Raw genomic sequence first — 12,592 nt, 5'->3', positions numbered from 1 at the left:
CGCTGTAGCGCTGAGCCCGAGCTACTCGAGGTCGCCGTCAACCGAGGCGAGAACTGCGGCCAATACCTCGGGTGGAATCATTGCGGAGTACACCAGTTGACCAACATCCGGTGTGATGCCGAGAACCTCGCCGGGCTCTATCGCCCAATCATCGGCCGTCATTCCAGGCACCGCGTCCAGGATGATCGCGATCTCCTTCGGATCGAGGAATCCTTCCGCCGAGATTGCCAGATACGTGTCGGCATCTCCCGACTTGACCCAGATGATCAGACGTTGACGACCCGCCGTCGCTTCTACCGGCGCACCGCTGTGCGCCGAATCAGCGATGCCTTCGCGCACCGCCTTCTGCAAAGCAATCACGCCGAGCGCGGCCTGCTCTGCGGTGAAACGCAGGCTGTCAATTTCCTGCGGCAGCAAGTGATCGCTGTTGACCGCGGCTGAGGTCCCCGATGCCGCACGCCGACACTCCGTTTCGAGACTGCCGTAGAAGTCCTGCTCCTTTGAATCCGCGCGCCGAAGACCTCCCGCCACGAGCCACCACTGGTGTGAAACGTCGCAATCGCCTGCCTCGATCCGGCCGCCTGCCCCGCGGTGTTCGCCGACCTTCACCTTGAACCACACGCGATCGCTGATCGCGAGGATCCTCTCAGCCCCACCGGCCGCATGCTCGTCAGGCAAACGTTGCGCCTTCGAAATTAGCTCATGCCCAATCTCGTGAAGCGGCGTATCCAGCGGCGGAAACCGAAGCCCGAGATCGTCCAGGCTCCTTTTCGTCGGTCGCACGCTACTCATGGACCGAGGCTAGTGATGACCTCCGACATGCGATCAGCTGCTGAAGCCGCCCAGTTCGTCGAGCTCCTCTGCGCTCGCGCCGGTGATGAGTTGAACGGCACTCTTGGTGGAACCGTCGAGCGTACGCAACGCATCGAGGGCCGCCTTCTGGATCTCGTCGCGATGGTTCTGAATGTACTCACGCACAGCTACATCGACGACGTCCTTCTTGGACGAGCGCAGGAAGTGAGCAGCGTGGGAGATCAACTCGTCCGTATCGCCGTCCACCTTGATCGGTGCAAGCGCGGTAGCCATGTCATCCCTCCCCCAACTTGAAGTACCAAAGTACCTCAAGTTCCTGAGATGCAGCAGGGCGTCACGCGATCGTTATCGACGCCACCTCAGGGCCCGATCCCCCGAAGCATCACCTCGACCATCCCGTCGACCTTCCCGGCGTCCGTCGGCCCACCCACCAGCGCTGAGTACGAGCCGAGCGCGATCAACTGGTCAGCTACCACCGCAGCATCCACGTCAGCCCGAACGTCCCCGGCGTCGATGGCGCGTGCCAGCCGCAGAACTGTCCACTCGCGAATCGGCGACGCCAGGCGCGCGTTGAGCTTCAGACCGAGCTCGACATCCGTCGCAGTCACCTCGATCAGGGCGCGCGCGAGTGCGATGGCATCCGGGCTCTGCGCAGACAGCACCGCACGCAGGTCGGCGCGCAGATCATCCGTGATCGGCAAGTCGAACGCGAGCAACTCCCCCTCCAGCAGCGCCTCACCCAGGATCGCCGCTTTCGACGGCCACCAGCGGTAGATGGTCTGCTTCGAGACCCCGGCCTCCGCCGCGAGCCCCTCGATCGTGACGGCGGCGTACCCGTCCGCCGCGAGCGCGCGCAGCATCGCCTCCAGCACCGCATGGCGGGCTTTCTCACTGCGAGGACGGGGCACGGGATCAGCGTATCGGGCGTAGAGTGGAATTACTGGACGATGCGTTGCGTTATTCGCTTCGACAGGCTCAGAGACTCGACCAAGGGAACGAGGAAGAAATGGCACTGACCGCGCACTCCACCATCGGCGAGTGGATGAACGACTCCACCGGCGGCCCGCTCATCCGGGGTCTGTTCGAGAAGACCGGCGCCGACCCCGAGCTGCTCACCCCCGTGCTCGGCCTCCCCCTGCAGCAGCTCGTCGCCATGAGCCAGGGCGCCCTGCCGCAGTCGGTCGTCGACGACCTCGTCCGCGCCGCGAACGGCGGCGAGGTCCCCGAAGACACAGCCCCCACCGGCTGGGTCGAGAACATCACCCCGGGGCGCTTCACCGGCAAGACCGTCATCGTCACGGGCGCGGCATCCGGAATCGGGCGCGCCACGGCATCCCGCATCGCCCGCGAGGGTGGACGCGTGATCGCCGCGGACATCTCCGCCGACAAGCTCGACGCCCTCAAGGACGAGCTCCCCGGTATCGTCACCGTCGCCGGCGACCTGACCCAGCAGGACGCGATCGACGCCGTCATCGCCGCCGCGGGCGACCGGATCGACGGGCTCGCGAACGTCGCCGGCATCAACGACGACTTCTCGCCCGCCGGCGAGACCACGGATGCCGTGTGGGACCGCGTCATCGCGATCAACCTCACCGCCCCGTTCAAGCTCATGCGCGCGGTCATCCCCGTCATGGAGAAGAACGGTCGCGGCGCGATCCTCAACGTCTCCAGCGAGGCCGGCCTGCGCGGCAACGCGTCGGGCAACGCCTACACGGCCAGCAAGCACGGCATCATCGGCGTGACTAAGTCGGCCGCGGTCATGTACGGACCGAAGGGCATCCGCGTGAACTCGGTCGCCCCGGGTGGCGTCGCCACCGGCATCCCGATGCCGCCGCACATGTCCGAGTACGGATCCGCCCGCCTCGCCCCGTTCCAGCAGGCGATCCCGAGCGTCGCGACCGCCGAGCACCTGGCGGCGTCCATCACCTTCCTGCTCAGCGACGACGCCGTGAACATCAACGGCGCGATCCTGGCATCCGACGGCGGCTGGTCGGTGCAGTAACACCGCTCCCGGCGTGGATCAGAGATGCACGCCCGGCTGCCCGGAATCGTGCATCTCTGACCCACGTCGGCCCCGGAGCCACGCTTTCACGCACCTTCGGCAGTCTCTCCCAGACTGACCGGGCTCCTGCGAACGAGCATCCGCACCACCGTCCCGACCACCCCGATCACGAGAGCGACGACGACGGGTGCGACGCCGGCGTGCACCATCGGAACGAAGTACTGTGCGATCGCGCGCGGGATCTCCTGCGGGTCGTTCTGGATCGCCCGGATGCCGACCGCGTACGAGATCGAGGTGATCGCGGCCGGCATGACCCACAGGGCCGCCAGCCCGATGACCCACACGCTCAGCCGCCCCCACGGGCGCACCCCGCACCACACCAGCGCGAGACCGACGATCACCGCCGGCAGCCACCGCAGCATGATCGCCAGCCACTCCGGATAGCTGTCGATCGACACGAACACGACGAGGGGTCCGCCGATCCAGTTCGTCACCAGCGGAGCGGCGAGCACCACGGCGAGCGCGCCGAACGCCGGAGACCGTCGTGTCGCGAACAGCAGCCCCAGCTGAGCGAAGAGCAGCCCGACGACGACCACCAGAACCAGCCCGAGCAGGTAGAGCAGCTGCGTGCCGTCCATGAGCATCGCGCCGACCGCCTGCTCCGAGCCGCCGCCGATCCCCAACCGTGCGAGCAGCGCGATGAAGCTCTGCACCGCCGCAGCCAGCTGCGCCAGCAGCACGCCCCATACCGCGGGCCAGACCCGCACTGGAAGCCTGCGGCGCAGCATCCGCACGATCAGCCCCGCGAGCACCCCGCCCAGCACGAGCGTCGCGAACAGTGGGAACACATGGTCGAGATCGAGGGGAAGGAACGCGAACGGCCTGCGGCCGGTCAGGCGCTCGGCAACCCACCGCGTGGGCACCTGGAGTCCCCCACCCGTCAGCCAGCCGGGCACCATCACCACCAGCGCCGCGCCGACGCCGATCAGGAACGACGACCACCGCGACGGCGTCGTCGCCGTGACATAGGGATTCCGCCCATCGGATGCCATGAGGCGAGTGTCCCAGAGGATGCCCGCAGGCGCGACGGGTTCGTCCTCGCCGGACAACGGAGACCATCTGCGCGGCGCGCGGCATGTCACCCCGAGACACGCCGTCCGTCGCTCGAACGGTCCGGGTCCTCCGCGCCGGATGCGAGGCCGCTCGCGCCACGACGCGCCGGTAGACTGGCCGTGCCCCGCCTTCCTCTTCTTCAGGAGCCCGCGTGTCCGCCGAAGCGCCCCAGACCACCCACGTCCCCGACTCCGTCGAGAACGCCATCGCGACCCCTGAGAAGGAGCAGCCGTACGCGGCGCTCGGCCTCAAGGACGACGAGTACGCCCGCATCAAGGAGATCCTGGGCCGCCGCCCCACCTCGGGCGAGCTGGCGATGTACTCCGTGATGTGGTCGGAGCACTGCTCCTACAAGTCGTCCAAGAACTACCTGCGCCGCTTCGGCCAGAAGGTCTCCGACGAGATGAAGCAGCGCCTCATGGTCGGCATGGGCCAGAACGCCGGCGTCGTCGACGTGGGCGAGGGTTGGGCGGTCACCTTCAAGGCCGAGTCGCACAACCACCCCTCCTTCATCGAGCCCTTCCAGGGTGCGGCGACCGGCATCGGCGGCATCGTCCGCGACATCATCTCGATGGGCGCCCGCCCCGTCGCAGTCATGGATGCCCTGCGCTTCGGCGCCATCGACCACCCCGACACGCCGCGCGTCGTGCACGGCGTGACCGCCGGCATCAGCTTCTACGGCAACTGCCTCGGCCTGCCGAACATCGGCGGCGAGACGGTCTTCGACGCCGTCTACCAGGCCAACCCGCTCGTCAACGCGCTCGCCGTCGGCGTGCTCCGCCACGAGGACCTCAAGCTCGCCAACGCCACCGGCGTCGGCAACCTGGTCGTGCTGTTCGGCGCCCGCACCGGCGGCGACGGCATCGGCGGTGCCAGCATCCTGGCATCCGACTCCTTCGACGACGGCGGACCCACGAAGCGTCCGGCCGTGCAGGTCGGCGACCCGTTCGCCGAGAAGGTGCTCATCGAGTGCTGCCTGGAGCTGTACAAGGGCGAGCTGGTCGAGGCCATCCAGGACCTCGGCGCCGCCGGCATCTCGTGCGCCACCAGCGAGCTGGCCGCCAACGGCAACTCGGGCATGCGCGTCTCGCTCGACAACGTGCTGCTGCGCGACCCCACCCTGACCGCTGAGGAGATCCTCATGTCAGAGTCGCAGGAGCGGATGATGGCGATCGTCGCCCCCGAGAAGCTCGACGCCTTCATGGCCGTCGTGCACAAGTGGGAGGTCGAGACCAGCGTGCTCGGCGAGGTCACCGGAGACGGACGCCTCGTCATCGACTGGCAGGGCGAGCGCATCGTCGACGTCGACCCGTCCACCGTCGCGGTCGACGGCCCGGTCTACGACCGCCCGGTCGCCTACCCGACGTGGATCGACGCGCTGCAGGCGGATGCCGCGGAGCTGCTGCCCCGTTCGGATGACGCCGCGACCCTGCGCGAGCAGTTCTTCAAGATCCTCGGCTCGCCGAACCTGGCCGACACCAGCTGGATCACCAACCAGTACGACTACTACGTCGGCGGCAACACCGCCCTCGCCTTCCCCGACGACGCCGGCATGATGCGCGTCGACGAGGAGTCCGGCCTGGGCTTCGCGATCGCCACCGACGCCAACGGCCGCTACTGCCAGCTCGACCCCTACGCGGGCGCGCAGCTGGCCCTGGCCGAGGCGTACCGCAACGTCGCCGTCACCGGCGCGAACCCCACCGCCATCACCGACTGCCTCAACTTCGGCTCCCCCGAGAACCCCGAGGTCATGTGGCAGTTCGGGCAGACCGTCGACGGCCTGGCCGACGGATGCTACGAGCTGGGCACCCCCGTGACCGGCGGCAACGTCTCGTTCTACAACCAGACCGGCGACGTGCCGATCCACCCCACCCCGCTTGTGGGCGTGATGGGCATCATCGAGGACGTCTCCCGCCGCATCCCGTCGGGCTGGCAGGACGAGGGGCAGAACATCTACCTCCTCGGCACCACCTCGACTGAGCTGTCCGGTTCGGCCTGGGCTGACGTCGTGCACGACCACCTCGGCGGTCTCCCGCCGAAGGTCAACCTGGCGCGCGAGAAGGACCTCGCCGGTCTCATCTCCGCCGCCCGCGACGAGTGGCTGATCTCGTCCGCGCACGACCTCTCCGAGGGCGGCCTGGGCCAGGCCCTCGCCGAGGGCGTGATGCGCTTCGGCGTGGGCGCCCGCGTCTGGCTGACCGAGCTCATGGAGCGCGACGGCGTGGATGCCGCATCCGCACTGTTCTCCGAGTCGACCGGCCGCGTGATCGTGACCGTGCCCCGCGAGGACGACGTGAAGTTCCGCGGGCTGTGCGAGGGTCGCGGCTACCCGGTGCTGCGCATCGGCGTCACCGACTCCGAGCCCGCGCTCGAGGTGCAGGACGTGTTCACCGCGACCGTCGCCGAGCTGCGCGAGGCCTCGAAGGCGACCCTGCCGGCGGTCTTCGGACCGACGGTCACCGAGCCGGCGGCCGTGTGACGGGCACGATGAACCGCACCGACGAGGACTACGGCGATCTCGGCGAGCGCCGTAACCGCCGCATCCGCCTGGTCGCCTGGGTGACCATCGTCGCGCTCATCGTCGGCGGCGGTGGCGCGACCGCCCTGACGCTGCTGCTCGGCTGAGACTGCGATGACCAGACGCAAGCGACCCTACAAGAGCACCGCGATCGTGCTCTGGGCGCTCGGCGTGATGCTGACGCTGCCCGCCCTGCTGCCCCTGGCATCCGGCACCCCCGGTGCACAGGCCTTCGCGCCGATCGGCATCTCGATCGGCGTGCTCGTGCTGATCGCCGGTACGCTGCTGTTCTTCACGGGCCCGAAGGAGCCGCTGGAGGACCCCCGGGAGACGCCCGTCGACGACGACTAGCGTCGGATGCCCGCAGGACCCGAGGCCGGTCGCGGATGCCGTTCACCTTCGCCCCTGAAGGGCGTAGCCTCGGCCGGGAACGGAGGCACCATGACCATCCAGATCGCCGACGTCGCCCACGACGCGAACATCGAGGGCCATCTGATCGGCTCGCCCGTCAGCATCATCCGCGAGTACGCCACCACGGCGGGCGGCGGGCCCCGGCTGCACCGGCATCCGTACGCCGAGACGTTCATCATCCATCGCGGGAGCGCCCTGTTCACCGTCGGCGAGGAGCAGCTCATCGGGGTCGGCGGCCAGATCCTGGTGGTCCCGGCTCTCGTGTCGCATCGCTTCGAGGTGCTCGACGGCGGCTACGAGGCCACTCACGTGCATGCGAGCGAGCGATTCATCACCGAGTGGCTGGAATAGCCCGCCCCAGGCTCGCACACGAGGGCCCGGCATCCGATCGACGGATGCCGGGCCCTCGCCGTCTCTGCAGGTGCGCTCAGCCGACCTCGGACTTGCGTCCGCCGGCCTCCAGCGAGTCGCCCGCGGGCAGCTCCTTGTGGCCGCCGAACTGCAGGCGCATCGCGGAGAGCACCTGGTTGGCGAACTGGTCCTCGTCACGCGAGGCGAAGCGCTCGAACAGGGATGCGGCGAGCACGGGCACGGGCACGCCCACGTCGACCGCGGCCTTGACCGTCCAGCGGCCCTCACCCGAGTCGGAGACACGACCGGCGAGTCCGTCGAGCGAGGGGTTCTCGTTCAGCGCGGTCGCGGTCAGATCCAGCAGCCACGACGAGATCACCGAACCGCGGCGCCACAGCTCGGTGACCTTCGCGGTGTCGATGGGGAACTGGTAGTACTCCGGCTCCTCCATCGGGGCGATCTCGGCGGAGTGCTCGGCCTCGCGCACACCGGCATCCGCGTTCTTGAGGATGTTCAGGCCCTCGGCGATCGACGCCATGATGCCGTACTCGATGCCGTTGTGCACCATCTTCACGAAGTGCCCGGCGCCCGACGGGCCGCAGTGCAGGTAGCCCTGCTCCTCGGGGGTGAGCTCGCCGGTGCGACCCGGGGTGCGCTCGATCTCGCCGACGCCCGGCGCGATGGTCTTCAGCAGCGGCTCGATGTGGTTCACCGCAGCATCCGACCCGCCGACCATCAGGCAGTACCCGCGCTCCAGGCCGAACACGCCGCCGCTGGTGCCGGCGTCGACGTACTCGATGCCCTTCTCGCGCAGCGCCTTGGCGCGACGCACGTCGTCGCGGTAGTTCGAGTTGCCGCCGTCGATCAGGATGTCACCGGGCTCGAGCACCTCGGCGATCTGGTCGACGACCTTGCCGGTCAGCGAGGCGGGAACCATCATCCACACGACGCGCGGGGTCTGCAGCTTGGCTGCGAAGTCCTTCAGATCGGATGCCCCGGTCGCACCCTCCGCGGCGAGCGCAGCCACGGCATCCTGATTCACGTCGTAGGCCACGCATTCGTGGCCGTCCTTCATCAGTCGGCGCACGATGTTCGCGCCCATCCGGCCGAGTCCGATCATTCCCAGCTGCATGTCTTCTCCTCGCGTCGTTCCAGCCTTCCCATCATCCTCCCTGCGGCGCGGGTTCGGGAGGAGAACGCACAGAGGGGAGGAGGATGCCATGCCCATCCTCCTCCCCTCACGGAGAAGTCCTCCGCAACGAGAGCGCGGCGATCAGCCCTGGGCGTTCGCCCCGGCGATCAGCTGCTCGATCTGCTCGCGGGTCACCGGGATGCCGGGGAAGCCGACGATGCGCCCGATCGGGAACGAGGCCATCATCTTCTCCATGCCGTCGCCCTCCATCATCGAGGCGCCCGCGGCATCCTGCGGCTCGGCGAGCCCCGCCAGCGCCTGCTGCACGATGGGACCCGCGAACGGGTGCGCCATCACCTCGCCGATCGAGGAGTTCATGTCCAGCGGCAGGCGCACCGCGTCGCCCTCGAGACCGACCGTCGCCGAGGAGCGGATGTCGCGGCTGGACGCCCCGACCTCGATCACGTACTCACCGCCCTCGACCACGAAGCGGTCGACCCGCACGTCCCAGTACGCCAGGTCCTCTCGGCGGATGACCAGCTCGACCGGCACGGTCTCACCGGCCGCGACGGCCACCGACGCGAACGCCTTGAGCTCGCGCGGGGCGCGCTGCACGAGGGAGCCGGGCAGTGAGGTGTACGCCTGCACGATCTCGCGGCCGTCGCGGTCGCCGGTGTTGGTCACCCCCAGCGTCACGACGATGTCGCCGTCGCGCACGGATGCCGTGGCGTCGCCGTAGGCGAACGTCGTGTACGACAGGCCGTGGCCGAACGGGTAGGTGACCTGCAGGTCCTTCGCGTCGTACCAGCGGTAGCCGACCAGCAGCCCCTCGCCGTAGCGGACGTGGCCGAACTCGCCGGGGAAGTTGCCGTAGGAGGGGTTGTCCTCCAGACGCACCGGCACGGTCTCGGTGAGCTTGCCGGAGGGGTTGACCGCGCCGTACAGCACATCGGCGACCGCGCCTCCGCCGGCCTGGCCGAGCAGCCAGGTCTCCACGATCGCCGGCACGCGGTCGGCGAAGGGCAGCGCCACCACGCCGCCGTTGGAGAGCACGACCACCGTGTTCGGGTTCGCGGCGACCACGGCATCCAGCACGGCGAGCTGCTCGGCGGGGAGGTCGATGTGCTCGCGGTCGAAGCCCTCCGACTCCTGCGAGGCGGGCAGCCCCAGGAAGACCACGGCGACCTCGGCGGCGGACGCGGCGGCGACCGCCTCGTCGCACAGGTCGTCGGCGGAACGGCCGGATGCCGCGATCGCTCCGCCCTTGACGGCGAAGCCGGGCGCGTATGACACAGCATCCCCGCCGACCTCGCGGAGCGCGTCGAGCGCGGCGTCCACTCGGGTCGGGTTGATCAGGGACGAGCCCGCCCCCTGGAAGCGGGGCTCGGTGGCGAAGGCGCCGATCACCGCCACCTTCTGCGACGGCACGAGAGGCAGGACGCCGCCCTCGTTCTTCAGCAGCACGATCGAGCGGCCGGCGGCCTCACGGGCCAGCGCGTGATGAGCGACGATGTCGAGGGGACCGTCGACCGCCAGACGCTCCCCGGCGCGGCGCACCAGCTGCAGCGCGCGCGACGCCGCGACGTCGAGCACCTTCTCGTCGAGCTCGCCATTCTGCACGGCGGCGACGAGCTGCGCATCCGTCCGCCCGCCCGAGGCGGGCATCTCCAGGTCGAGACCGGCGGCGATGCCGGCGATGCGGTCGTTGACGGCTCCCCAGTCCGAGACGACCATCCCGTCGAAGCCCCACTCGTCGCGCAGCACGCTGGTCAGCAGCCATGGGTCCTCGCTGGTCCACACGCCGTTGAGCTTGTTGTACGAGCACATCACGGTCCAGGGAGCGGCATCCTTGACGACCCGCTCGAAGCCGCGGAGGTAGATCTCGCGCAGCGGACGCGGGTCGACGTCGCTCGAGGAGCGCATCCGGTCGTGCTCCTGGTTGTTGGCCGCGAAGTGCTTGAGCGAGGTGCCCACGCCCTGCGACTGGATGCCGCGGACGGATGCCGCGCCCAGCATGCCCGAGACGATCGGGTCCTCGGAGAAGTACTCGAAATTGCGGCCGCACAGCGGCGAGCGCTTGATGTTGATGCCGGGGCCGAGCACGACCGCGACGTCCTCGATCGCGGCCTCGACGCCGATCGCCGCGCCCACGCGCTCGATCAGCTCCGGGTCGAAGGACGAGCCGATGCCGACGGCCGGTGGGAAGCAGGTGGCGGGCACGCTGTCGGCGATGCCGAGGTGGTCGCTGGCGCCGGCCTGCTTGCGCAGGCCGTGCGGGCCGTCGGTGACCATGATCGATGGCACGCCGAGGCGTTCGATCGCCTTGGTGGTCCAGAAGTCCGCACCGCTGGTGAGCGAGGCCTTCTCCTCGAGAGTGAGATCGGATGCTTCGGTCATGCCGGTTCCTTCCATGGGGACGTCCATGGCGACGTCGCTGTCATGCGAAAACTATACGACCTTCAATTTCTGGAAATCAACCACTGTTCAGGATTAGGCTCGGGGCGTGGCACGCAGAGGTTCGTACGCGAAGGGCATCGCCCGCCGTGAGGAGATCCTCGACAGCGCCCTCGAGGTGATCGGCCGCGACGGCTACCAGAACGCGTCGCTGCGAGGCATCGCCGCCGAGGTCGGCGTGACCCCGGCCGCGCTGCTGCACTACTTCGGCACCAAGGAGGAGCTGTTCACCGCCGTGCTGCGCCGGCGCGACGAGCGCGACGGCCTCCGCGCCGAGGACGGCAGCGAGGATGCGCGTGAGGGCTTCATCCGCGCCATCCGGCACAACACCGAGGTGCCGGGACTGGTCGAGCTGTTCTCCCGGCTCGCCGTGGACGCCGTCGATCCCGAGCATCCGGCGCACGACTACTTCCTCGAGCGCAACGCGCGCCTGCGTGCGCTCATGTCCGACGCCGTCCCCTCCGCAGCCGGCGCGGCCCTCGACCCCGAGACGCTCGCGCGCGTCATCCAGGCCGTCTCCGACGGGCTGCAGCTGCAGTGGATGATCGAGCCCGAGGTCGACATGGCAGGCATCATCGACCGGCTGATCACCGTACTCGAACGAGCAGGTCAGACCAGCCCTGGCGACGAGTCACCGGATGCCGTGCGCACCGGCACGTCGTAGCCGAACTCTTCACGCAGGAGCGGACCGAGGCGCTCCAGCCGCACCCGCAGCCAGGTGAGGAGCGACAGCCCCGCGACCCACAGGATGAGGATTCCCAGGAGGCCGAGGGTTCTTCCGGAACTTGTGGCGACCACGTCCTCGCCTCGTACGAGCCCCATGCCCGCGTAGGCCGCGAGCGACCACAGGATCATGGTCGCCAGCATCTGATCGCGCAGGTCCCGCGTGAGCGAACGTCCGCGCTCCTGCTCGACCTCGGTCGGCGACCCGCGGAGCACGCCGGGCAGACGAGTGAGCTGGATCCAGCGGGCGAGGTGCAGCACGATCAGCGCGACCACGCACACGGCCGCGAGCACCGCGGCGGCGATGGCGAGCCATGACCAGGCCGGTTCGTGACGGAGTCGCGCCGTCGCGCCGACGCCGACGACGGCGGCGGCCAGGCACCAGCCTGCCGCGGACCGCGCGTTGTCGAGCGGGGTGCTCACCCGGCGAGCGCGGGCGGCGAGCAGGCGACGGTTCTCGCGGGTGTCCGCCAGGATCGTCTCGTCCGCATCGCGCTGCCCGACCGCCCCCGCAGGGAGGCCGGCGAGCACGGGCGCGAGGCGGTGCCGCGTGATGCCGCGGCAGATCAGAACACCGAGCACGGCCAGCACGACGAACCCTGTGCAGCAGAGCATCGCGTCGCGGTAGACGGCATCCGGCTCCTGCGCCCAGAGGATCCCGGAGACGATCGCCGCCAGCGCTCCGGCCCCTGCCACGCAGACCAGCGTCACCTCCAGCGGGAACAGCGACGAAGAGGTCGCCTGCCCGCGGAACTCGACGGCGTTGCGCAGCGGGACCGAACCGGGTGCGGCTCCGCGATACATGCGCATCCGCGCCAGGTTCACGGCCGCGAATGCGGGCCCGAGCATCGCCGAGAAGAGCGCGGCGGCGCCGGCACTGACAGCGAGGATGCTGAGACCGATCGGCTGCAGACCGTCGGATGCCCCGCCCACCACGGCGAGGAGCATGATCACGCAGCTGAGCGCGATGCCGATCCCTCCCGCAGAGGCCGCGGCGATCACGGCATCCGCGATGCTGCGCGACCACACCATGCGCGCCGTCGGCGGCAGCTCCGCGCCTCGTCGTGCCATCGGG

The 12,592-nt window shown here is 69.3% G+C and carries 13 protein-coding genes; 6 read left to right on the top strand and 7 right to left on the bottom strand.

The genetic code is table 11. The annotated features are described in order from the left end of the window. Window positions 1-21: 21 nt before the first annotated feature. The 3 genes from MIAR_RS03610 to MIAR_RS03600 form a co-directional block, all read right to left on the bottom strand. Window positions 22-792 (bottom strand): hypothetical protein, encoded by a 771-nt coding sequence (locus tag MIAR_RS03610; RefSeq protein WP_285631430.1) that lies wholly within the window; start codon window positions 790-792, stop codon window positions 22-24. A 33-nt stretch (window positions 793-825) separates the two neighbouring features. Continuing rightward, the gene (locus MIAR_RS03605; protein ID WP_285631427.1) at window positions 826-1,086 is read right to left on the bottom strand and encodes a hypothetical protein; all 261 of its coding nucleotides are present in this window, start codon (window positions 1,084-1,086) and stop codon (window positions 826-828) included. Window positions 1,087-1,172: 86 nt separating this feature from the next. Further along, on the bottom strand, window positions 1,173-1,721 hold the full coding sequence (locus MIAR_RS03600; RefSeq protein WP_285631425.1) for a TetR/AcrR family transcriptional regulator: 549 nt from the start codon (window positions 1,719-1,721) through the stop codon (window positions 1,173-1,175). Window positions 1,722-1,819: 98 nt separating this feature from the next. On the opposite strand from MIAR_RS03600, the gene MIAR_RS03595 reads away from it, so the two are divergent. Further along, window positions 1,820-2,815: an SDR family NAD(P)-dependent oxidoreductase gene (locus MIAR_RS03595; protein WP_285631422.1), complete on the top strand. Its 996-nt coding sequence runs from the start codon at window positions 1,820-1,822 to the stop codon at window positions 2,813-2,815. 86 nt (window positions 2,816-2,901) lie between these two features. Here the strand turns inward: MIAR_RS03595 and MIAR_RS03590 are convergent, their stop codons facing one another. Next, a complete protein-coding gene (locus tag MIAR_RS03590) occupies window positions 2,902-3,867 on the bottom strand; it encodes a hypothetical protein (RefSeq protein WP_285631420.1) in 966 nt (321 codons plus the stop codon). Between the two features lie 212 nt (window positions 3,868-4,079). Between MIAR_RS03590 and purL the strand changes: the two genes are divergently transcribed. From purL to MIAR_RS03570, 4 genes are all read left to right on the top strand, one after another. Continuing rightward, the gene (gene purL / locus MIAR_RS03585) at window positions 4,080-6,407 is read left to right on the top strand and encodes a phosphoribosylformylglycinamidine synthase subunit PurL (RefSeq protein ID WP_285631417.1); all 2,328 of its coding nucleotides are present in this window, start codon (window positions 4,080-4,082) and stop codon (window positions 6,405-6,407) included. Between the two features lie 8 nt (window positions 6,408-6,415). Beyond that, window positions 6,416-6,553 carry a hypothetical protein gene (locus MIAR_RS03580; RefSeq protein WP_285631414.1) on the top strand — a complete coding sequence of 46 codons (138 nt, stop codon included), beginning with the start codon at window positions 6,416-6,418 and terminating at the stop codon, window positions 6,551-6,553. Window positions 6,554-6,560: 7 nt separating this feature from the next. Beyond that, the gene (locus tag MIAR_RS03575) at window positions 6,561-6,797 is read left to right on the top strand and encodes a hypothetical protein (protein WP_285631411.1); all 237 of its coding nucleotides are present in this window, start codon (window positions 6,561-6,563) and stop codon (window positions 6,795-6,797) included. A 90-nt stretch (window positions 6,798-6,887) separates the two neighbouring features. Then, a complete protein-coding gene (locus MIAR_RS03570; protein WP_285631408.1) occupies window positions 6,888-7,208 on the top strand; it encodes a cupin domain-containing protein in 321 nt (106 codons plus the stop codon). A gap of 76 nt (window positions 7,209-7,284) precedes the next feature. Here the strand turns inward: MIAR_RS03570 and gnd are convergent, their stop codons facing one another. Together gnd and MIAR_RS03560 are read right to left on the bottom strand one after the other, a co-directional pair. Continuing rightward, on the bottom strand, window positions 7,285-8,340 hold the full coding sequence (gnd, locus tag MIAR_RS03565; RefSeq protein WP_285631404.1) for a phosphogluconate dehydrogenase (NAD(+)-dependent, decarboxylating): 1,056 nt from the start codon (window positions 8,338-8,340) through the stop codon (window positions 7,285-7,287). 141 nt (window positions 8,341-8,481) lie between these two features. Then, window positions 8,482-10,737: a glycoside hydrolase family 3 C-terminal domain-containing protein gene (locus MIAR_RS03560; RefSeq protein ID WP_285631401.1), complete on the bottom strand. Its 2,256-nt coding sequence runs from the start codon at window positions 10,735-10,737 to the stop codon at window positions 8,482-8,484. A gap of 106 nt (window positions 10,738-10,843) precedes the next feature. Between MIAR_RS03560 and MIAR_RS03555 the strand changes: the two genes are divergently transcribed. Then, entirely contained in the window at window positions 10,844-11,458 is a 615-nt protein-coding gene (locus MIAR_RS03555) for a TetR/AcrR family transcriptional regulator (RefSeq protein ID WP_285631399.1), read from the top strand. Here MIAR_RS03555 and MIAR_RS03550 read toward each other — a convergent pair. Beyond that, window positions 11,404-12,588: a hypothetical protein gene (locus tag MIAR_RS03550; protein ID WP_285631396.1), complete on the bottom strand. Its 1,185-nt coding sequence runs from the start codon at window positions 12,586-12,588 to the stop codon at window positions 11,404-11,406. The two genes, MIAR_RS03555 and MIAR_RS03550, sit on opposite strands and share 55 nt — an antisense overlap. Window positions 12,589-12,592: the final 4 nt, after the last annotated feature.

The organism is Microbacterium arabinogalactanolyticum (assembly GCF_030268005.1).
GTDB classification, from domain to species: Bacteria; Actinomycetota; Actinomycetes; order Actinomycetales; family Microbacteriaceae; genus Microbacterium; species Microbacterium arabinogalactanolyticum.
The sequence above is the reverse complement of the archived record's forward strand: the minus strand, read 5'-3'. Positions and strand labels throughout refer to the sequence as shown.